The organism is Stenotrophomonas forensis (assembly GCF_028752115.1).
GTDB classification, from domain to species: Bacteria; Pseudomonadota; Gammaproteobacteria; order Xanthomonadales; family Xanthomonadaceae; genus Stenotrophomonas; species Stenotrophomonas forensis.
In genome coordinates this window covers 239752-260310 of record NZ_CP082270.1, presented here as the reverse complement: position 1 = coordinate 260310, position 20559 = coordinate 239752, and the positions used below count along the sequence as shown (strand labels likewise).

22 protein-coding genes and 1 tRNA gene are annotated in these 20559 nt (G+C 67.7%); 7 read left to right on the top strand and 16 right to left on the bottom strand.

Features of this window, described 5'->3' with window-relative positions; translation table 11 throughout:
* Positions 1 to 98: 98 nt before the first annotated feature.
* A complete protein-coding gene (locus tag K5L94_RS01215) occupies positions 99 to 500 on the top strand; it encodes a hypothetical protein (protein ID WP_208043275.1) in 402 nt (133 codons plus the stop codon).
* Positions 501 to 672: 172 nt separating this feature from the next.
* Here the strand turns inward: K5L94_RS01215 and K5L94_RS01210 are convergent, their stop codons facing one another.
* The 6 genes from K5L94_RS01210 to birA form a co-directional block, all read right to left on the bottom strand.
* A complete protein-coding gene (locus K5L94_RS01210; RefSeq protein ID WP_004136950.1) occupies positions 673 to 975 on the bottom strand; it encodes an addiction module antidote protein in 303 nt (100 codons plus the stop codon).
* A 58-nt stretch (positions 976 to 1033) separates the two neighbouring features.
* Positions 1034 to 1321, bottom strand: a complete 288-nt coding sequence (locus tag K5L94_RS01205; RefSeq protein ID WP_004136948.1) for a type II toxin-antitoxin system RelE/ParE family toxin — start codon at positions 1319 to 1321, stop codon at positions 1034 to 1036.
* 183 nt (positions 1322 to 1504) lie between these two features.
* Positions 1505 to 1580, bottom strand: a tRNA-Thr gene (locus K5L94_RS01200).
* Positions 1581 to 1621: 41 nt separating this feature from the next.
* Positions 1622 to 2476 (bottom strand): SPOR domain-containing protein, encoded by an 855-nt coding sequence (locus K5L94_RS01195; protein WP_274511764.1) that lies wholly within the window; start codon positions 2474 to 2476, stop codon positions 1622 to 1624.
* Between the two features lie 9 nt (positions 2477 to 2485).
* Positions 2486 to 3217, bottom strand: coding sequence for a type III pantothenate kinase (locus tag K5L94_RS01190; protein WP_274511761.1), 732 nt, complete (start codon positions 3215 to 3217; stop codon positions 2486 to 2488).
* The gene (gene birA / locus K5L94_RS01185; RefSeq protein WP_180878681.1) at positions 3214 to 4182 is read right to left on the bottom strand and encodes a bifunctional biotin--[acetyl-CoA-carboxylase] ligase/biotin operon repressor BirA; all 969 of its coding nucleotides are present in this window, start codon (positions 4180 to 4182) and stop codon (positions 3214 to 3216) included. Before birA ends, K5L94_RS01190 begins: the two co-directional genes overlap by 4 nt.
* 144 nt (positions 4183 to 4326) lie before the next feature.
* On the opposite strand from birA, the gene K5L94_RS01180 reads away from it, so the two are divergent.
* Both K5L94_RS01180 and K5L94_RS01175 read left to right on the top strand, forming a co-directional pair.
* A complete protein-coding gene (locus tag K5L94_RS01180) occupies positions 4327 to 4605 on the top strand; it encodes a hypothetical protein (RefSeq protein ID WP_008264959.1) in 279 nt (92 codons plus the stop codon).
* Positions 4572 to 5363 (top strand): M90 family metallopeptidase, encoded by a 792-nt coding sequence (locus K5L94_RS01175; RefSeq protein ID WP_180878682.1) that lies wholly within the window; start codon positions 4572 to 4574, stop codon positions 5361 to 5363. Before K5L94_RS01180 ends, K5L94_RS01175 begins: the two co-directional genes overlap by 34 nt.
* A 127-nt stretch (positions 5364 to 5490) precedes the next feature.
* On the opposite strand, the gene K5L94_RS01170 is transcribed toward K5L94_RS01175, so the two are convergent.
* The 4 genes from K5L94_RS01170 to dusA all read right to left on the bottom strand — a co-directional run bounded on the left by K5L94_RS01170 (position 5491) and on the right by dusA (position 9317).
* Positions 5491 to 6915, bottom strand: a complete 1425-nt coding sequence (locus K5L94_RS01170) for an ATP-binding protein (RefSeq protein ID WP_008268038.1) — start codon at positions 6913 to 6915, stop codon at positions 5491 to 5493.
* 25 nt (positions 6916 to 6940) lie between these two features.
* A complete protein-coding gene (locus K5L94_RS01165) occupies positions 6941 to 7624 on the bottom strand; it encodes a response regulator transcription factor (RefSeq protein WP_004136763.1) in 684 nt (227 codons plus the stop codon).
* Positions 7625 to 7697: 73 nt separating this feature from the next.
* Positions 7698 to 8072: a hypothetical protein gene (locus K5L94_RS01160; protein WP_053448522.1), complete on the bottom strand. Its 375-nt coding sequence runs from the start codon at positions 8070 to 8072 to the stop codon at positions 7698 to 7700.
* 213 nt (positions 8073 to 8285) lie between these two features.
* The gene (gene dusA / locus K5L94_RS01155) at positions 8286 to 9317 is read right to left on the bottom strand and encodes a tRNA dihydrouridine(20/20a) synthase DusA (RefSeq protein WP_274511733.1); all 1032 of its coding nucleotides are present in this window, start codon (positions 9315 to 9317) and stop codon (positions 8286 to 8288) included.
* Positions 9318 to 9515: 198 nt separating this feature from the next.
* Between dusA and K5L94_RS01150 the strand changes: the two genes are divergently transcribed.
* On the top strand, positions 9516 to 9824 hold the full coding sequence (locus K5L94_RS01150) for an addiction module antidote protein (RefSeq protein ID WP_274511730.1): 309 nt from the start codon (positions 9516 to 9518) through the stop codon (positions 9822 to 9824).
* 50 nt (positions 9825 to 9874) lie between these two features.
* Here the strand turns inward: K5L94_RS01150 and K5L94_RS01145 are convergent, their stop codons facing one another.
* Positions 9875 to 11329: a SulP family inorganic anion transporter gene (locus K5L94_RS01145; RefSeq protein ID WP_274511728.1), complete on the bottom strand. Its 1455-nt coding sequence runs from the start codon at positions 11327 to 11329 to the stop codon at positions 9875 to 9877.
* A gap of 207 nt (positions 11330 to 11536) precedes the next feature.
* Between K5L94_RS01145 and K5L94_RS01140 the strand changes: the two genes are divergently transcribed.
* Entirely contained in the window at positions 11537 to 12517 is a 981-nt protein-coding gene (locus K5L94_RS01140; RefSeq protein ID WP_274511727.1) for a cation diffusion facilitator family transporter, read from the top strand.
* A gap of 110 nt (positions 12518 to 12627) precedes the next feature.
* A complete protein-coding gene (locus tag K5L94_RS01135; protein WP_004153735.1) occupies positions 12628 to 13053 on the top strand; it encodes an organic hydroperoxide resistance protein in 426 nt (141 codons plus the stop codon).
* A gap of 146 nt (positions 13054 to 13199) precedes the next feature.
* Here the strand turns inward: K5L94_RS01135 and mmsB are convergent, their stop codons facing one another.
* From mmsB to K5L94_RS01110, 5 genes are read right to left on the bottom strand one after another with little or no spacing between them, the layout of a single operon-like run.
* On the bottom strand, positions 13200 to 14090 hold the full coding sequence (gene mmsB / locus K5L94_RS01130) for a 3-hydroxyisobutyrate dehydrogenase (protein WP_004153728.1): 891 nt from the start codon (positions 14088 to 14090) through the stop codon (positions 13200 to 13202).
* On the bottom strand, positions 14087 to 15262 hold the full coding sequence (locus K5L94_RS01125; protein ID WP_274511721.1) for an enoyl-CoA hydratase/isomerase family protein: 1176 nt from the start codon (positions 15260 to 15262) through the stop codon (positions 14087 to 14089). The genes mmsB and K5L94_RS01125 overlap by 4 nt, the downstream gene beginning before the upstream one ends.
* Complete coding sequence (locus K5L94_RS01120) at positions 15259 to 16056, bottom strand: enoyl-CoA hydratase (protein WP_274511719.1); 798 nt, start codon at positions 16054 to 16056, stop codon at positions 15259 to 15261. Before K5L94_RS01120 ends, K5L94_RS01125 begins: the two co-directional genes overlap by 4 nt.
* Complete coding sequence (locus K5L94_RS01115; protein ID WP_462364147.1) at positions 16053 to 17207, bottom strand: acyl-CoA dehydrogenase family protein; 1155 nt, start codon at positions 17205 to 17207, stop codon at positions 16053 to 16055. Before K5L94_RS01115 ends, K5L94_RS01120 begins: the two co-directional genes overlap by 4 nt.
* A 26-nt stretch (positions 17208 to 17233) precedes the next feature.
* Complete coding sequence (locus K5L94_RS01110; RefSeq protein ID WP_164086474.1) at positions 17234 to 18739, bottom strand: CoA-acylating methylmalonate-semialdehyde dehydrogenase; 1506 nt, start codon at positions 18737 to 18739, stop codon at positions 17234 to 17236.
* A 115-nt stretch (positions 18740 to 18854) separates the two neighbouring features.
* Here K5L94_RS01110 and K5L94_RS01105 point away from each other — a divergent pair, with 115 nt between their 5' ends.
* A complete protein-coding gene (locus K5L94_RS01105; RefSeq protein ID WP_053448515.1) occupies positions 18855 to 20222 on the top strand; it encodes a helix-turn-helix domain-containing protein in 1368 nt (455 codons plus the stop codon).
* Positions 20223 to 20559 lie beyond the last annotated feature (337 nt).

The window sequence follows — 20559 nt, the reverse complement described above, 5'->3', positions numbered from 1 at the left end:
CCCCGTGCCCACCGGCTCGTCGATTACCGGTCTTGGAAGCCACGCATCGCCTGCCACCCTTTTCGGGTGGCACCTCTGTTCCTGCCGAGGATGCCCGCATGTCCAAAACCCTCTACCCGTATCTGACCGCCACGCTGGGCGACGCCGCCCTGCATCTGCCGCTTGAACTGGCACAGCCGCTGGAAGCCGCCTTCGCCGCTGCGAACGATGCGCCCACGCCCATCAACCTCCCGGTCTGCCTGCGGCAGATCCAGGCCGGCGATGCCGCCGACGGACAGCCGTGGCAGGGGCCGGCCAGCACGCCCGGCCAAGCGGTGGACGCCGCACGCAGGGATCGCGCCGCCGCCGGTCTGGTGTCGGTGCTGGAGCTGTACCACGCCGCCGAGCGCGTGCGCGTGGATGGGGAAGAGAAAGACGATATCGGCGATGGCGCGCGCGAAGGGTTGATGTTGGCCTGCCGCGGGCTGGCGGAATATGTGGCGTTGCAGGTGCGTAGCTGAGGCTGCGCCGTTGGCAGTGTCAGCGGCGTTGATCGAAGGATCTGCCCACGTCATGCATTGAGCTGACTCACCGGGCTGGGACGAGAAAACCGCCGAAAGGCGGTTTTTTCATGTTCATTCCACCGCCTTCGCCTCCGGCGCTGAGCTGACGTATCAAGATCAGCGCGTGTGCTTACGCTGCGCTGGCATGCAGGCGTACACCCAGGGCGCGGGTCACTTTGAGGATGGTCGCAAAATCAGGGCTGCGCTCGCCCGACAGTGCGCGATACAGACTCTCACGCGACAGGCCTGCCGCACGCGCAACCTTGCTCATGCCCTGGGCGCGCGCGATATCGCCAAGTGCCTTGGCAATGAACGCAGAATCGCCATCGCTTTCTTCGATGCAGGCATCGAGATAGGCCGCCATCTCCTCCGGTGTACGAAGGTGCTCGGCCACATCAAATGCTTTGAGTTCGACTTTCTTCTTGATGGCCATGATGGGACAGCTCCAGTACTTCGGTAGTGAGTCGTTTCACCTACAGCCCGTTCGACACTTACAGGGCACGCGCAATCTCTTTGGCCTTCTCGATATCGCGTTGCTGTGAACCTTTGTCGCCGCCAGCCAGCAGAATCACCCACTGCCTGCCGCGCTGGGTGTAGTACACGCGGTAGCCCGGTCCCACATCGATGCGCAGTTCGGAAACGCCATCGGCCAGATAGCGGTGATCGCCCAGATGGCCTTCGCTGAGCCGACCGATGCGGGCCAGGATGCGAGCGCGCCCGGTTACGTCCTTGAGAGCGTCAATCCATGTCGCGAACTGACGGGTACGCTGGATCTTCATGGAGGACTGTAGCCTACCGGCTACATATTCTCAACCCTGCGGAACGCGCTCTGGGAAATGCACAGCCATGGATCACGCGCCGAATGGCAGATCAGCAACGAAAGAAGGAAGAAGACGCGACAGGGAGCAATGCTCGACCGACGACCGTGCCGCGGCTGTGCGGGCACAACGACAGTTGCTTGATGGTGCCGCTTATCCGAATCGAACGGATGACCTACTGTTTACAAGACAGTTGCTCTACCAACTGAGCTAAAGCGGCATGGGTGGTGCACCGGCGGCAGCGCCGCGGTCCGGGGGATTCTAGCGCAACCGCGTGCATTCCAGCGACCGGCTCTGGGCCGCGCCGCTGCGCTGCTGGGCCTGGGCCGGCTGCATGCCTGCCGCCAGCTGGCCTTCCAGCCACCACTGGCCGGCGTCGCCGCTGGCCACCAGCCGCGGCTGGAAGCCGGCGGCCTGCACCGCCGCCACGCGGCGCTCGGCGCCCTCGCGGTTGCGGTACTGGCCCAGTGCCACGGCGTTGATGTCCTCGCCCTGGCTGATGATGTAGTAGTCGCTCAGGCCGGCGGCGACGATGCGCTTCACCGTGGCCTGCGCTTCTTCCCGGTTGGCGGCGGCCGGCAGCAGCACGCGGTAGCGGGCACTGCCGCTGGCGGCGGGCTGTTCGCGCAGGCGCACCTGGCTGATGGCATTGCCGGCCTTGCCCTGCGCGGCGGTCGCGGCGGCGCGGTCGGCAAATGGTCCCAATGCGACACAGCGCGGCGGCTCCGGGGCGGCTGGCGGCGTCGCGGGCTTTTCCGCAACTGGTGCGGGCGCAGGTTTGACGGCTGCCGCAACGGCCACTGGTGCCGGTGCAGGTACGGCCTCAGCCACCTGCGGCTTGGCCAGCTCCGGCTTGGCCGGCACCGCAGGCGCGGGCGTCGCTGCCACGGCGGTCTTCTCGGCCGGTTCGCGCTCCATCAGCGGTGCGGTCGGGGCGGCAGCGGTGGCTTCAGCAGCGGCATTCGCATCAGCCCCACCGGGCACCCAGCGCAGCTCGGCCTCGCCGGCCGGTTGCGGCGGCGGCGCGGGCGGTTGCGGTGCATCGCGCAGCAGCCACCAGCAGGCAACGCCAAGATTGAGGATGGCCAGTACGACGATCAGGGCACGGGTCAGCATGCGCGGATACTAGCCTGCGGGCTGGTGCACCGCCCAGCGGGCGAGGCCATCCAGCACCAGCGACGGGTGGTAGTCGGCGCCGGGCAGCAGCGGCATCAGCGCCGGTGCGCCACCCCCGTGCACCAGCAGCGACGGTGCCACGCCCAGCAGTGCGTGCGCCTGCTGTGCGCTGCGTTCGATCAGCGCCACGGCCGCGCCATCGCAGCCGGATGCCAGCGCGTCGGCGGTATCGTTGGCGAATTCGCTGTAGTCGCCACCAGTGGCCGGCAGCTGCACCGCACGCGCGTGCAGTGCTTCGCGCATGGTGGTGGGCGATGCGGAGATACGGCCGCCGTGGTGCTGGCCCTCGGCGTCGAGCAGATCAATGGTCAACGCAGTGCCCACGCCGACAACCAGCACCGGGCGCTGCGCCTTGGCGGCCGCCAGCAGGGCCAGGAAGCGATCAACACCGAACTTATCCGGCTTGGCATAGGCAATGCGCACGCCCGCGCATTCGGCGCTGGTGCGCACCACATGCACGTGTTCGAAGCGGCGCTGCAGCTGGTCCAGCATGGCGCTGGTCAGCGACGGTGCGGCCACGCTGGCGACGAACGCGGTGGTGCCGCTGGGCAGGCTGTGCGGCGGCTGCCCGGCCATGCCTTCGGCGCCATGCGCCCAGGCCTGCACATCGCCGGCACGGTCACCCTGCAACGGCGCGAACTTGAAGCGCGAGTTGCCGAGGTCGAACAACCAATCGCTCATGCCGCCCTCACGCTGACTTCGCCGGCGTGCAGCAGGCGTTCCTGGCCATCAATGCGCACGCGCAGCGCGCCGTCATCGGCCAGGCCCAGCGCGGTGCCGTGCTGCCACTGCCCTTCCAGCTCCACGCGCACTTCGCGCCCGGCCAGCATGTCGAACGCGGCATAGCGCGGCAGGAACGGGGCGAGGCCTTCGCGATCGAATTCCTCCAGCGCCGGCAGCAGGCGTGTCAGCACTGCGGCGACCACCACGTTGCGGTCCACCGGTTTGCCGGCAAGCGTGTCCAGGTCCACCCACGGCTGGGTGATCTGTTCGGCGAACGCGGGCGGCATGTGCGTGTTGATGCCGATGCCGATCACTGCGCGCGCCGGGCCGGCGTATTCGCCACCGCCTTCGGCCAGCAGGCCGACCAGCTTGCGCTTGCCATCGACAATCAGGTCGTTCGGCCACTTCAACTGCGCCTGGGTGAAACCGAGGTCATGCAGCGCTTCGGCCACGGCGATGCCGGCGACCAGGCTCAGCCCGGCCAGGCGGCCAAGGCCACCGGAGTACAGGCGCAGCACCGACAGGTAGACGTGCGCGGCCAGCGGCGAGGCCCAGGTACGGCCACGACGGCCGCGGCCACCGGTCTGGCGTTCGGCCAAAAGGACGCTCACCCCGCGCTGGGGCGCGCTGCAACGCAGCAATTCGGCGTTGGTGGAGTCCACCGTCCAGGCCACCTGCAGGTCGTGCAGCAGCGGCAGAACCGCGGCAGGCAGGCCGGCGCGGATCGCGTCCGGGTCCAGCAGGTCGACCGGGCGGGTCAGGCCATAGCCCTCGCCAGCACGGCCTTCCACGCCCACGCCGGCAGCCCTAAGTCCTTGAATACGCTTCCAAATGGCCGCCCGGGTCTGGCCCAGCTCACGGGCCAGGGCGTCGCCGGACAGGCGACCGGCAGCGAGTTTGGCCAGCAATTGGCGATCGTCCACGGCAGCTTCCACGAAGTCAGGAAGGAATTATGCGGGAAAGCCGCCAGCGACGCCCGCCACGCTGGGTTCTGCGGGGGCTTCCAACGGGGCGCCGGGTTCGGGCTAGAATCGGGAACTCACCTTCCCTTAACGTGGATGTCGTCAATGCGCCGTTATGCCCATTGCCTGATCCTGCTGATGATGCCCTTCGCGGCGTCTGCAACGGCAGCGCTGGACGACAGCCGTGGGGCCTGCGTGTCCTCCAACGGGGATGCCGCTTCGCAGCGTGCACCGGCCGCCAGCGCCGCGGCCGCCACGACCAAGCCGGCACCGGTACGCCCGGCAGCCAACACCAGCACCGGTGGTGGCGGCAGTGATGACGACGTGCTGCAGCGCATCCGCGCACCGAAGTGGCACAGCTACCTGCCGGGAATGTTCCGCTGATCAAGTCGTTGCTGCAGTGGCTGCGGCCTGCGCCGCGGCCGATTGACGATGCGCTTTGGGATAACGCCTGCCGCCGCGCGGCCTGGTTGCACGGCCTGGACGACGCGCGTCGCGCGCGCCTGCGCGTGCTGGCCACGCGCTTCCTGCACGAGAAGACCATCACCCCCATCGGCGAGCTGCAGCTGCAGCCCGGCGATGGCGTGCTGCTGGCCGCGCTGTGCTGCCTGCCGCTGCTGGAGTTCGGCGAGGTGGGGCTGGAAGGCTGGTCGCAGCTGATCGTCTACCCCGATGCGTTCCGCGTGCACCGCAGCCACATGGATGCGGCCGGCGTGCTGCACGAATGGGATGACGAGCTGATTGGCGAGTCGTGGGACAGCGGTCCGTTGATCCTGTCCTGGGCCGATGTGCAGGCCGACCTGGCCGCGCCGCACGAGGGTTACTGCGTGGCGGTGCACGAGATGGTGCACAAGCTGGATGCGCTGGATGGCGCAATGGATGGCACGCCGCCGCTGCCACGGCAATGGCAGCGCGAGTGGGCCGGCATTTTCCAGCGTGCCTACGACGCGTTCTGTGCGCAGGTGGATGCGGGTGAGGAAACGCTGATCGATCCGTATGCGGCCGAGGCGCCGGAAGAGTTCTTCGCGGTGGCCAGCGAGTACCACTTCTCGGCACCGGATCTGCTGCAGCAGGCGTTGCCGGAGGTGGCCGCGCAGCTGCGGCGGTTCTATGGCGAGCCGCCGGCGTTCGAACAACGGTAGTGCCGGCCGCTGGCCGGCAAGCTCATGATCTTCGGTGGCATTGCCAGGTTGCCAGCCAGCGGCCGGCACTACCGGAACACCACGTGTTGTTGCGCCAGGCGATGCCCGGCGGACGGGAACGCGCGGTTTACGGCCCCGGCGGCAGGCGCACTTCGAAGCGGGCGCCGCCGAGTTCGCTGGAACGGCCGACGGCCAGTTCGCCGCGGTAATCCTTGATCAGGTCCTGCACGATCGACAGGCCGATGCCATGGCCCTGCACGCGCTCGTCGCCACGCACGCCACGCTGCAGCACCTTGCCGATGTCGTCCGGGGCGATGCCCGGGCCATCGTCGTCCACCGCCAGCAGCAGGCCGGCGCGACGCGCGTTCGGTGCCGGCAGCGGCTGCGCGGTCAGCAGCACGCGGCGGTTGGCCCACTTGAAGGCGTTTTCCAGCAGGTTGCCGAGCAGTTCCTGCAGATCGCCCGGTTCGCCGTGGAAGCGCGCGGCCGGGTCGATGTCGAACTCGCACAGCACGCCCTTGGAGGCGTAGACCTTCTCCAGTCCACGCACGATTTCCTCGGCATTGGATTCGATCGGCAGCGGCGCGGAGAACAGCTTGTGGCCCGAAGACGCCGCGCGCGCCAACTGGTACGAGACCAGGTTGTTCATGCGCTGCAGCTGCACGTCCAGTTCCTCGCGCAGCGCGCCGTCACCGGCACCGCTGTCCATCTGCGTGCGCAGCACCGCGATCGGTGTCTTCAGGCTGTGCGCCAGGTCGGCCAGGGTGTTGCGCTGGCGTTCCAGGTTCTCGCGCTCACTCTCGATGAAGGCATTGATGCTGTCGGTCAGCGGCTCCAGCTCGCGCGGGTGGCGCTCGCTCATGCGCGCGGTCTCACCACGCTGCACCTTGGTCAGCTCGGTAATGACCCGCCGCAGCGGGCGCAGGCTCCACTGCAGGATGACGGTCTGCAGCAGCAGCAGGATCAGGCCGATGCCACCGAGGTAGAACCAGACCCGGCTGCGGAACACGCGCAGCTGCGCGCCCAGCGCGCGCGAGTCTTCCATCACGTAGATGGTGTACGGGAATTCGGTGGCGGGGTCAGCGTCGGCATCCCACACCAGGCCAAGGCCATAGCGGTACACCGAGCCCTGGCTGCCATCGATCTGGATCATCGGCAGCGGGCCTTCGAACACTTCCTGGCGCGGCGCCAGCAGGCCACCGCCCACGGTGGGCAGCATCGGGCCTTCGGCGGACATCGAATTGCCCTTGCCGTGCGGCATCACCACCTGCAGGTACAGGCCGCTGCCTGGAACGTCGAAGCGCGAATCCGGCGGCTGCTCGCGGATGTACAGCGAGCGATCGCGGGTGAAGTCGATGCCGGCCGCGTAGGCGGTGGCGTAGTTCTTCAGGCGCTCACGCAGGTTCGCCTTCGCCGTGTCGGCGAAGGCGGCGTCGAGCGCGTAACCGGCCAGCGCCAGGAACGCGACCAGGCCCACGGACGCGGCGAACATCTGGCGCGCCTGCAGTGAGCGCGGCCGCCAGCGTCGGAAGAACCACAGACGGCCGGACATCGTGTTATCGCCAGGGTGAGCCGGCTCAGCCCTCGTTGCGCGGGATCGCGAAACGGTAGCCGCGACCGCGCACGGTCTCGATCGGCTTCAGTTCGCCGTCCGGGTCCAGCTTCTTGCGCAGGCGGCCGATGAACACTTCCAGCACGTTCGAGTCGCGGTCGAAGTCCTGCTGGTAGATGTGCTCGGTGAGGTCGGCCTTGGAGACCAGTTCACCGGCATGCATCATCAGGTACTCCAGCACCTTGTACTCGTAGCTGGTCAGGTCGACATTGCTGCCGGCCACGCTGACGGTCTGGGCAGCCAGATCCAGGGCGACCGGGCCGCATTCCAGGGTCGGCTTGCTCCAGCCGGCGGCGCGGCGCAGCAGCGCGTTGACGCGGGCCAGCAGCTCTTCGACGTGGAACGGCTTGACCAGGTAATCGTCGGCGCCCTGCTTCAGGCCCTCGACCTTGTCCTGCCAGCTCGAACGCGCGGTCAGGATCAGCACCGGGAACTTCTTGCCTTCGTCACGCAGGGCCTTGATCAGCTCCATGCCCGACATCTTGGGCAGGCCGAGGTCGATGATGCCGACATCGAACGGGACTTCGCGCCCCATGTAGAGGCCTTCCTCGCCGTCCTGCGCAGCATCGACGGCAAAGCCTTCGCGCTTGAGCCGGGCTGCCAGGGTCTCACGCAGCGGGGCTTCGTCTTCGACCAGAAGGATACGCATGAACTCTCCCTAGTGTCCTGGGTGTGGCCCGGAGGCCTGTGGGGTACGGGTTGATAGCGACAACTATCCCTGTTCAGGGGTTATCGCCGCGTAGTGATGACATATCCGACCGCGGCGTGCGCGGCTGTGAACGCGACGGGGCGGGATCGTCCATGTAGCGGACCCGGCCCCGGTCGTCCATGTATTTCACCCGGTTGATGTCACGACCATCGAACGGCACACGCTCGGCGCCAAGGATGTGGCCACCGGTGGTGCGCTGCACGCGGCGCACGGCATCGGACAGCGAACGCTCGTCGCCACGGTTGCCGCGCTCGCCCCGCTCCATCATCTCCGCCCGCCCCTGGTCGCCGCGCGGCGGCTGTTGCGCCAGCGCCGAAGACAACGGCGCAGCCGCCAGCAGCACGCAGGTGGCCAGGGCAATGCGGCGGTGGAAGGGAGCGGAAGACATCGATGCGATCCTAGCCGAGCTCGGCGATTCGTTCAAAAGTCGTAAATCCGGGTGCCGGGTTCGGGACCCGGCGCTTTACAAATCCTTTGCAAATTCTTGGTTTGGGGCAGTGAATCCGGTCTGAACTTTTCCGGTCCCACCGCTGCGTTGTTCAGCTAAGTGAACATTCGGGACGAATCGCCGCCCCTTGTCAAGTCAGGAATGTGACTTCGGTCACGCTGCGACGCGATCCGCATCGCGTTCGGTGACCGCCAGCGCCTGCTCGACCAGGCTCCAGTCGGCGCCCGGGCGGTGTGCTCCCTCGCTCAGCACCTGGCGGAATGCGCGGCCACCGGGCTGGCCGTGGAACAGACCAAGCAGGTGGCGGGTGATGTGCTTCAACGCCAGGCCTTCGCCCAGGCGCGCTTCCACATAGGGGCGCAGCGCGCGCAGCAGGTCGCCACGGGCCTGCAGCGGGGCGCCGGTGTGCAGCGCCTCCAGCTGATGCAGCAGATAGGGGTCGTGGTAGGCCGCGCGGCCCAGCATCACGCCGTCGACGTGCGCGGCCTGCGCCTGCACCGCCTCGAGGCTGGCCAGGCCACCGTTGAGCACCACCGGCAGCGCCGGGCGCTCCTGCTTCAGGCGGTAGGCCCAGTCGTACTTCAGCGGCGGAACCTCGCGGTTCTCCTTCGGCGACAGGCCCTTCAGCCATGCGTTGCGGGCGTGCACCACCACCATCGCCGCACCGGCGGCGACCTGGCGGTCGACGAACGCGGCGAACACGTCGTAGTCGTTGTCTTCGTCCACGCCCAGGCGGCACTTCACCGTGACCGGGATATCCACCGCATCGACCATCGCCGCCACGCACTCGGCCACCAGTACCGGCTCGCGCATCAGGCAGGCGCCGAAGCGCCCGGCCTGCACGCGGTCGGACGGGCAGCCGCAGTTGAGGTTGACCTCGTCGTAGCCCCACTCGGCGGCAATGCGCGCGGCCTGCGCCAGCAGCGCCGGATCACTGCCGCCCAGCTGCAGCGCCAGCGGCTGTTCGCTGCGGTCGAAGCCGAGCAGGCGCTCGCGGTCGCCGTGGATGACCGCGTTGGCGTGCACCATCTCCGTGTACAGGCGCGCGCCCGGCGCCAGCACGCGATGGAACACGCGGCAATGGCGGTCGGTCCAGTCCATCATCGGGGCAACGGACAGGCGCAGGGAATCGGCGTAACGGGCGGTGGCGGACGTCATCGGGGCGTTGATCGTGGAGTCTGGCATTGCCAGTGAGATCAATAGTTTACACCGGGTGGCTGAATGGCGGCGGGGAGCGCTACGCAGACACGCCAGGCTTTGACGCAGTTGCCAATTGAACGATGTATCCCTGTGGATACGATTCATGGCGATCCTCCAGGCAAGAGAGACGTTCGCGCGCTGGCTGTGCGTTACGCACGAGGCGCCATTCCCAGGACTCTCCCCATGAGCAAGCTGAAGACGATTCCCTTCGACCCCGTCGACTACCTCGATGACGACATCGCAATAGCCAGCTATCTGAGCGAGGCGCTGGCAGCGGGTGACCCGGATCACTTCCAGGAGGCACTCGGAACAGTGGCGCGCGCTCGTGGCATGAGCGGTGTTGCCGAGGTCTCCGGCCTTGGACGCGAAAGCCTGTACAAGGCGCTGGGCCCCGGTGCACACCCACGCTTCGACACCGTGCAGCGGGTACTGTCAGCGCTCGGGGTGCATCTCATCGTGCAAGCCGACAAGCAACCCGCAGGCACCGCCTGATCGCTGCCGCTGGCCCGCCGGGCATGGCCCGGCGCTCCCCCCCTGACCGATCAATGCCCGCTACGCGCGCCACCCACCTGCTCGATCAACGTCTGGCTGGCCGCATTGAGCCCCACCACCGTTACCTCGGCGCCATGCGCGGCCAGTTTTTCCTGAGCGCGTTCCAGCGCGGCCACGGCGGTCAGGTCCCAGAGGTGGGCATCGCGCAGATCGATCTGCACCTTCGGCGCCACATGCTGATAGTCAAACGCCGCACCCAGCTGGCCGGCCGAAGCGAAGAACAGCTGGCCACGCACGCGGTAGACCTGCGTGTCACCGGCATCTTCGCGCTGCACGTCCAGCATGCGGCCAACCTTGCGGGCGAAGAACAGCGCCGACAGCAGCACGCCGCTGAGCACGCCCTTGGCCAGGTCGTGGGTGGCCACGGTGACCACCACGGTCAGCAGCATGACAGCGGAGGAACTGCGCGGATGCGTGCGCAGGTCGCGCAGCGAGCGCCAGCTGAAGGTGCCGATGCTGACCATGATCATCACCGCCACCAGCGCCGCCATTGGAATCTGCCGCACCAGTTCGCTGCCGTACACCACCAGCACCAGCAACACCACGCCAGCCACCAGGCAGGACAGGCGCCCGCGGCCGCCGGAGGTCACGTTGATGACCGACTGGCCGATCATCGCGCAGCCGGCCATGCCGCCAAGGAAGCCGGTGACCGTGTTGGCCACGCCCTGGCCGACGCATTCGCGGTTGCGCTCGCTGGGCGTTTCGGTGATGTCTTCGACGATCTGCAGGGTCATCATCGATTCGAGCAGGCCGACCACCGCCAGCGTGGCTGACACCGGCAGCAGGATGCGCAGCGTTTCCCAGGTAAGCGGAACATCCGGAAGCAGGAAGTGCGGCAGGCTGTCAGGCAGCTGGCCCATGTCGCCCACGCTGCGCACGTCCACGCCGAAGCCGATCACCACAGCGGTGAGCACCACGATGGCCACCAGCGGCGAGGGAACTGCACGGGTAATGCGCGGCAGCAGGTAGATGATCGCCAGTGCGGCGGCGCACAGCACGTATACGGTGGGGCCGCGGCCGATCAGCTCGGGCATCTGTGCCAGGAAAATCAGGATGGCCAGCGCGTTGACGAAGCCGGTGATGACCGAGCGCGAGACGAAGCGCATCAGCGAGCCGAGCTTGAACACGCCGGCCAGCACCTGCAGCAGGCCGGCCAGGATGCTGGCCGCGAACAGGTATTGCAGGCCGTGGTCCTTGACCAGGTCGACCATCACCAGTGCCATCGCGCCGGTGGCAGCGGAGATCATGCCCGGGCGGCCACCGGCGATGGCGGTGATCACCGCGATCGAGAACGCGGCGTACAGGCCGACCTTGGGGTCGACGCCGGCGATGAGCGAGAAGGCGATGGCCTCGGGAATCAGGGCCAGGGCGACGACGATGCCGGACAGCAGGTCGCCACGGATGTTGCCGAGCCATTGCTGGCGCAGGGGGTAGGACGTTTGCATGGGAAAACTCCGCGCACACGCGGGCATGGCCACGTGGCGCTGCAGTGGAAAGACACGGGTTCCTGAGCCGGGCGGGCCGGCTGCCGATGTGCGGCAAGGGTCAGGGTGGCGTGATCACTGCAGGGCGGGGTCGATGCGTGGGAGGGGCGCAGTCTACGCCACTGGGACCATCGGGGACAGCATCGTCGCCTTCGACGGCAGCGCAGCATGGCTCCGCTCTACAATCCAGGCATGGCCGCCGACCGACCGCATTTCTTCGACCCCGCCACCGAACAGGGCGTGCTGCGCCTGTCGATTGCCGGTGCACTGCTGCTGGCAATGGCCGCGGTGGTGTTCGGCCTGTTGGCCAATTCCTCGCTGATCATCTTCGACGGCATCTACGGCCTGATCGACGTGGTCATGACCTGGCTGTCGCTGCTGGTCGCGCGGCTGATCGCACTGTCCACCAATACCGATGCGCTGCAATCGCGGCTCAACCAGCGTTTCACCATGGGCTTCTGGCACCTGGAGCCGATCGTGCTGGGGGTCAGCGGCACGCTGATGATCGGCGCGGCGCTGTATGCGCTGGTCAATGCGGTGGATGCGCTGATGTCCGGTGGCCGCCATATCGCGCTGGGCCCGGCGATCATCTTTGCCGGCCTGTCACTGGTGGCCGAGAGCGCATTGGGCTGGTTCGTGCTGCGCGCCAATCGCCGCATCGGATCGGAGTTCATCGCGCTGGATGCAAAGAACTGGGTGGTGGCGGCGAGCATGTCGGCCTGCTACATGGTGGCCTTCCTCGGTGGCGTGCTGGTGCAGGGCACGACGTGGGCCTGGATCGGGCCTTACATCGACCCGGCCATCCTGGCCTTCGTCTGCGTGCTGGTGATGATCGCGCCGCTGGGCACCGTGCGCCGGGCGCTGGCCGGCATCCTGCTGGTCACCCCGCCGGAACTGCAGGCGCACGTGGATGCGGTGGCCCGCGCGATCGTGGCGAAGCATGGCTTCGTCGAGCACCGCAGCTACGTGGCACAGGTGGGCCGTGGCGAGCAGATCGAGCTGTTCTTCGTGGTGCCGGAAAACGACCCGCCACGGCCGCTGGTGGAATGGGACCAGCTGCGTGACGAGATCGGCGACGCGCTGGGCGAGGCCTCGCCGGACCGCTGGCTGACCATCATGTTCACCACCGACCGCGAGTGGACGCTCTAGGCCGGCAGGACGATCGATCAAATTTTGCGGACGAGCTGTCACCCAGCGTCCTTGGAAACCGGGCAAAGTAGGCTCCAACGCAACACCACCCACCGACCAGGAGCATCCCGATGTCCATCGAAAAGGTTCTGTACACCGCCCAGGCCACCTCCACCGGCGGCCGCGAAGGCCGTTCCGTCTCCTCCGACAACGTGCTGGACATCCAGCTGTCGACCCCGCGCGAGCTGGGCGGCGCCGGCGGCCCCGGCACCAACCCGGAGCAGCTGTTCGCGGCCGGCTATTCGGCCTGCTTCCTGGGCGCGCTGAAGTTCGTGGCCGGCCAGGCCAAGGTCGCGCTGCCGGCCGACACCACCGTCACCGGCAAGGTGGGCATCGGCCAGATCCCGACCGGTTTCGGCATCGAAGCCGAGCTGACCATCAACGTGCCGGGCGTGCCGCGCGAGCAGGTGGAAGAACTGGTGCAGAAGGCGCACATCGTCTGCCCGTACTCCAACGCCACCCGCGGCAACATCGACGTGACGCTGATCGTTGCCTGATGCGGTGATGCCGGCAAGCGGCCGGCACCAGCCACGCCAAGGAAAAAAAATGGGCGGATGCCGGTCGAAACCGGGCATCCGCCCATCCCACCTTCGTTGTCCCCTAGGGGGCATGAGGTTGCCGGCCAGCGGCCGGCACTATCAGGTCACTTCTCGCTCGTAATGAGCTGCACGACGCTGGAGAAATCCAGCTTGCCGCGGCCGGCCTGGTGATTCATCGAGTACAGGTTGCGGGCCACTTCGCCCAGCGGGATCGAGGCGCCGACGCTCATCGCCGCTTCCACCGCCAGGCCCATGTCCTTCAGCATCAGGTCGCTGCCGAAGCCGCCGCTGTAGCCACGCGAGGCCGGCGCATTTTCCAGCACGCCCGGCCACGGGTTGCACACTTCGGTGGCCCAGCTGCGGCCGGTGCTGACCGCCATCATCTGCGACAGCACCTTCGGGTCCAGCCCATGCGCCACGCCGAGGGCGATGGCTTCGCCGGTGACCGCCATGATCACGCCCAGCGCCATGTTGTTGCACAGCTTGGCGACCTGGCCGGCACCGCTGGCGCCAACGTGGAAGATGTTCTTCCCCATCGCCTGCAGCACCGGGCGCGCGCGTTCCAGCGCGTCCTCTTCGCCGCCGACGATGAAGGTCAGGGTGCCGGCCTGGGCACCGGCGGTACCGCCGGACACCGGCGCGTCGATCATCTGCAGGCCACGCGCGGCAGCGGCTTCAGACACCTTGCGGGCACTGGCCGGGGCAATGGTGCTGCAGTCGATGACCAGCGCACCGGCCGGGATGGCGGCGAGGATGCCGTCGTCGCCCAGGTACACGCCTTCGACGTGACGGCTGGCCGGCAGCATCGAGATCACCACCTCGGCATCGGCCAGGGTGTCACGCGCGGTGGACGCGGCGCTGGCGCCGGCATCGACAGCGGCCTGCACCGCGGCCGGGACCAGATCGAACACGCGCACGCTGTGGCCGTTCTTGACCAGATTGGCGGCCATCGGGCCACCCATGTTGCCCAACCCGATGAATGCAATGCGGCTCATGCAAGGCTCCTTTCAGCAAGGGGAGTACCCAGGTCGGCCAGCGGATGCGCGGCATCGGCCCAGGGGGAAGCGAAGAAAGTGTCGGCCCACGTGGTGGTGGCTTCGGCCAGCGCGGCCGGTTTCCACTGCGGGTTGCGGTCCTTGTCGATCAGCAGGGCGCGGATGCCTTCGGCAAAATCGCCGTGGGCGGCGCAATGCAGCGCGGTGATGTATTCCAGCCGGTAGACGCTGGCCAGGTCCTGGCCGGCGCTGCGCCGCTGCAGTTCGAACGCCAACCGCGCCGAACCGGGTGCACCGGCGGCGAGGGTCTTCTGTGCCGCCTGCAACCACGCATCGTCGGTCTGCAGGCTGCTGATCCGGTCAATGATGGCGGACAGGTCATCGCCTTCGCACAGCGCGTCGACCTGCGCCGCGTGGGCCAGCAGCGGGCCGGTAACGGCGTCGCTGGCATGCGATTGCAGCAGCTGGCTCAGGCGCTCGTGGTTGTGCGCGGCATCGCCCGACCAGGCCACCTGCAGCAGCGCATCGAACACCGCGCTGCGGCGTTCTTCGGCCACGTGCACGTCGGCCAGGCCGGCGTAGATGGCATCGCCCGGATTCAGCAGCGCGCCGGTCAGGGCCAGGAACAGGCCACCCTTGCCCGGTACGCGCGGCAGCAGCCAGCTGCCACCCACATCGGGGAACAGGCCCACGGTGATTTCCGGGAACGCCAGCTTGGAGCGCTCGCTGACCACGCGGTGGCTGGCGCCGGACATCAGGCCGATGCCGCCGCCCATCACGATGCCATGGCCCCAGCACAGGATCGGCTTGGCGTAGGTGTGGATGAGGTAGTCGACGCGGTACTCGACGTCGAAGAACTCGGCGGCGTAGTCGTTCTCGCGGATGTCGCGGCGGCCAGCGTCGCGGAAGGCGACCATGCTCTTGTACAGGCTGTGCAGGTCACCGCCGGCACAGAACGCCTTTTCGCCAGCGCCCTGCAGCACCACCACGGCGATGCCGTCGTCGTCGGCCCAGGCATTGAGCTGCTTCAGCAGCAGGTGCGCCATCGGCAGCGAGAAACCGTTGAGCGTACGCGGCGCATTGAGCGTGGCGATGCCGATGCGCGTGCCGTTGCCGGCCACGCGCTCTTCGAACAGCACCGGTGCTTCATCGGCAACGGTGTCGGTGCTCATGCGTTCTTCCACTGCGCGGCGCGCTTTTCCAGGAACGCGGTCACGCCCTCGACCTGGTCGGCGGTGTCGAACAGGTCGACGAAGGCTTCGCGCTCGGCCACCAGTGCCGAGGCATGGGTGCCGCTGCGGGTGGACTGCACCAGGGTCTTGCAGGCGGCGATGCTGGTCGGGCTCTGCTTGCCGGCCTTGTTCGCCCACTCCAGCGCCAGCGCCTTGGCCTCGCCCTTGCCGACCCTTTCTTCGGCCAGGCCAATGCGCAGTGCGGTCTCGGCGTTGATGCGCTCGCCCAGCAGGATCATGCGCTTGGCCCAGCCCTCGCCGACCAGGCGCGGCAGGTTCTGGGTGCCACCGGCGCATGGCAGCAGGCCGACGGTGGCCTCCGGCAGCGCGACCTGGGCGTGCTCTTCGATGATGCGCAGGTCGCAGGCCAGCGCGCATTCCAGGCCGCCACCCATGGCGTAGCCGTTGATCGCGGCGATCGACACGCCACGGAACCCGGACAGCGCTTCGAAGGCTTCACCGAAACGGCGTGCGGCTTCGCGAGCGGCGGCCTTGTCGCCCGAGGCGAACTGGTTGAGGTCGGCGCCGGCGGAGAAGAACTTCTCGCCGTCACCGGTGATCACCAGCGCGTAGATCTCGCGGTCCGCGTTGAGCGCGCCCACCAGGTCGCGCAGCGCCGACAGGCTGTGTACGGTCCAGGTATGCGCGGGCGGGTTGTGCAGGGTGACCACGGCGGTGTGGCCATCCACCTCGACCTTCAGGCCCACGTGCTCCTGGGTACGCCAATCCTTCATCGCAGTTCCTCTTCGGTGTTGAGCAGGTGACGGGCAACGATCACCCGCATGATCTCGTTGGTGCCTTCCAGGATCTGGTGCACGCGGCAGTCACGCAGCAGGCGCTCGATCGGGTATTCGCGGATGTAGCCGTAGCCACCGTGGATCTGCAGCGCTTCGTTGCAGACGTTGAAACCGGCATCGGTGGCGAAACGCTTGGCCATCGCGCACCACACGTTGGCATCGCCGGCACCGGCATCGAGCTTGCGCGCGGCGGTGTGCACCATCTGCCGTGCGGCGACCAGTTCGATGGCCATGTCGGCCAGCTTGAACTGCAGCGCCTGGAACTCGGCCAGCGCCTTGCCGAACTGGCGGCGCTCGCCCATGTAGCGGCGTGCGGCATCCAGCGCGCCCTGCGCAGCGCCCAGCGAGCAGGCGGCGATGTTGATGCGGCCGCCGTCCAGCCCCTTCATCGCCAGCTTGAAGCCGCCGCCTTCCTCTCCCAGAAGGTGGCTGACCGGCACGCGGACGTTTTCGAAGGTGATGCCACGGGTGGGCTGGCTGTTCCAGCCCATCTTCTCTTCCTTGCGGCCGAAGCTGACGCCCGGCAGGTCGGCCGGCACCGCAATCGCACTGACACCACCGGCACCGGCACCGCCGGTACGCGCCATCACCACCAGCAGCTCGGTGGCACCGGCGCCGGAGATGAAGGCCTTGGAGCCGTTCAGCACGAAGTGGTCGCCATCGCGCACGGCGGTGGTCTTCAGCGAGGCCGCATCGGAACCGGCACCCGGTTCGGTCAGGCAGTAGGAGGCCAGCTTGAGGCCGGCGGCCAGATCCGGGCCCCACGCATCGCGCAGTGCCGGCTGGCCCCACTTGGACACCATCCACGAGGCCATGTTGTGGATGCTGATGTACGCCGCGGTCGACGGATCGACGTTGGCGAGCTCCTCGATGACGACGGCGGCGTCCAGGCGGCTCAGGCCGCTGCCGCCCACTTCCGGGTCCATGTACAGACCGCAGAAGCCCAGTTCACCGGCCTTGGCGATCGCCTCGCGCGGAAAGATGCCCTCCGCATCCCATCGCGCGGCGTGCGGCGCCAGTTCGGCCTGTGCGAAGTCGCGCGCCGCCTCGCGGTACGCCTGCTGCGCTTCTTCCAGTTCCGTCGTCATCGAGTGGCTCATGGCTGCTCCTGCGGTTACTTCAGGCTGATCGTGGTGTTGACGCCATGGCTCAGCGTTTCGTCATCGAACCAGCGCGCGGTGACCGTCTTGGTCTGGGTGTAGAACAGCACCACCTGCTTGCCGTACGGGCCCAGGTCGCCCAGCTTGGAGGCGCGCGAACCAGTGAACGAGAACAGCGGCACCGGCACCGGGATCGGCACGTTGATGCCGACCTGGCCGACGTCGATGTCTTCCTGGAACCTGCGCGCGGCGGCGCCGGACTGGGTGAACAGGGCGGTGCCGTTGCCGTTCGGGTTGCTGTTGACCATGGCGATGGCCTCTTCCAGCGTTTCCGCTTCGAGGATGACCAGCACCGGCCCGAAGATTTCTTCCTGGTAGATGCGCATGTCGGTGGTGACACCGGCAAAGATGGTCGGGCCGACGAAGTTGCCCTTCTCGAAGCCATCCACCTGCGGGTTGCGGCCGTCGAGCACCAGCTTGGCGCCCTGCTCCACGCCCGAGGCGATCAGGCCTTCCACGCGCTCGCGGGCGCTGCAGGAAATGACCGGGCCGACATCGGTGCCGGACACGGTGCCGCCGCTGACCTTCAGGGTCTGGGCCTTGGTGACCAGATCCTGCACCCAGCCGCGGGCCTCACCGACCAGCACCAGGGTGGAGGCGGCCATGCAACGCTGGCCGGCGGCACCGAAGGCGGCGCCGACCATCGCATTGAGGGTCTGTTCCTTGTTGGCGTCCGGCAGCACCACGGCGTGGTTCTTGGCGCCCATCATGCACTGCACGCGCTTGCCGGCCAGCGAGGCGCGGTTGTAGACGTGGGTGCCGACGCGGGTGGAACCGACGAACGACACGGCCTTGATGTCCGGGTGGTCGCAGATCGCGTTGACCACTTCCTCGCCGCCGTGGACGACGTTCAGCACGCCCTTCGGAATGCCCGCTTCCAGCGCAAGCTCGACCAGGCGCATGGTCACCATCGGGTCCTGCTCGGACGGCTTGAGGATGAAGGTGTTGCCCGTTGCAATCGCCATCGGGAACATCCACAGCGGGATCATCGCCGGGAAGTTGAACGGGGTGATGCCGGCGCACACGCCCAGCGGCTGCATGATCGTGTAGGTGTCCACGCCATTGGCCACGTTGTTGGCCAGTTCGCCCAGCTGCAGGTTGCCGATGGCAGCGGCATGCTCGACCACTTCCAGGCCACGGAACACATCGCCTTCGGCGTCGGGCAGGGTCTTGCCCTGTTCGGCGGTGAGGATGTGGGCCAGCTCGCTCATGTTCTCGCGGATCAGCTGCTGGTACTTCAGGAAGATGCGCGCGCGGGTGCCGATCGGGGTCTTGCGCCAGGTCTTGAAGGCTTCCTTGGCGGCGGCCACGGCCGCGTCCACTTCACCGGTGGTGGCGAACGGCACCTGGGCCAGCACGTCCTGGGTGGCCGGATTGATCACGTCCTGCCAGTGGGAGGTGGCCGATTCAACGAACTGGCCATCGATCAGCATGCGGATACGGGGCGCTGCAACAGTCATGACGACAATCCCACGGGGTGCGAAAGATGCTTGGCATTATTCACAGCACCCACCTCGATTTCCGGGCTGAATCCGCTTAATCTGGCCAACACGCCAGACGATTCATGTTAATTCTGTGAATTATTCAGCCCCTCAGCGACAACTCGGCCTGCGCCTGCTGCGCCTGCGTGAACAGCGCGGCTACAGCCAGGTAGACCTGGCACGGGCGCTGGGGCTGTCGGCCAGCTACCTGAACCAGATCGAGCGCAACAAGCGCCCGCTGACCCCGGCCGTACAGAAAAAGCTGGGCGAGGTACTGGGCGACGTTTCCGCGCTGTTCGACGACGATGAGCCCGCCGCGCTGCAGGAAGCGCTGGGCGAAACCCTGCGCGACCTGGGCCTGGCCGAGGTGAGCGCGACCGAGCTGCGGGCCCTGGCCGGCAACCTGCCGCAGGTCAGCCGCGCGCTGCTGGACCTGCACCGCCGCCACCTGGCCCTGCGCGAGCATGCCGCCGCGCTGGAGTTCCAGCTGGGCGAGCCCGAGGCCGGCAGCACCCTGCCCGCCGGCGACCAGGTGCGCGAGTTCTTCAACCGCATGCACAACCACATCCCCGAGCTGGACGAACTGGCCGAGCGGCTGTTCGCCGAGTGGGGGCTGTCACCCGGGCACGTGGCGCCGCGCCTGCGCCAGCTGCTGGCCGATCGCCACGGCGTGCTGGTGGAAGTGGCCGCGTTGCAGGCCGGGCGCGAGAAGCGCCAGTTCGATGCCGGGGCGCGCCGGTTGTGGCTGCCGGATTACCTGGAGCCGGGGCAGCAGGCGTTCCAGATGGCCGCCGAGCTGGCACTGCACGGTTACCTGCCGCAGATCGATGCGGTGATCGCGCGCGCGGGCTTCCACGACGAAGCGCGCATCGCGCAGGCGCGGATTGGTTTGTCGAATTACTTCGCCGGTGCGCTGGTGATGCCGTACATGCGCTTCCTGCGTGCGGCCGAGGCCAGCAGCTACGACATCGAACTGCTGGCGCACCAGTTCGGCGTAGGCTTCGAGGCGGTGTGCCATCGCTTGAGCACGCTGGCGCGGCGCAGTGCGCCCGGCTTGCCGTTCTTCTTCATCCGGGTGGACCGTGCGGGCAATGTGTCCAAGCGGCATTCGGCTACCGATTTCCATTTCTCTCAGGTGGGCGGTTCCTGCCCGCTGTGGATCGTCTACGAGGCGTTCAACCAGCCGGGGCGCATCCTCACCCAGACCGCGCGCATGCCCGATGGCCGGCGCCATTTCTGGCTGGCACGCCAGGTCAGCAGCGGGCCGGTGGGCCATGGCCAGCCGCGCAAGACGTTCGCGGTGGCGCTGGGCTGCGACCTGCAGCATGCCGAGCGGCTGGTGTATTCGCTGGGGCTGGATGTGCAGAGCCCGGGCAACTCGGTGTCGATCGGCCCGGGGTGCCGGGTGTGCCCGCGCGAGGACTGCATGCAGCGCGCGTTCGCGCAGTTGCCGGGAAGGTAGGGTTATTCGGCAGGGCTGCGCCCTGCACCTGCCGAGGCCGAGGCCGAAGCAACTGCAACGGCAAAAGCTTGCATTCCGTGGGATGGCGGGGTGGGTCCGGTGGCGGGGGACGCCGTAAACCCGTCCTTGGGGGCTTGGCCGCGGCATCCATGCCGCGGACACCCCCGCCACCGGACCCACCCCGCCTTCGACAGTTCTCTGCGATCTGTCTGGATGGCATGACCTGCTCCTGGTGGGTGTCGACCTTGGTCGACACGGTAGATCCACGCATGGCGTGGATCTACTAAACCATTCGTGCGTAGGCTGCATCCCAATCGGGATGCCCATCCCTGGAGAT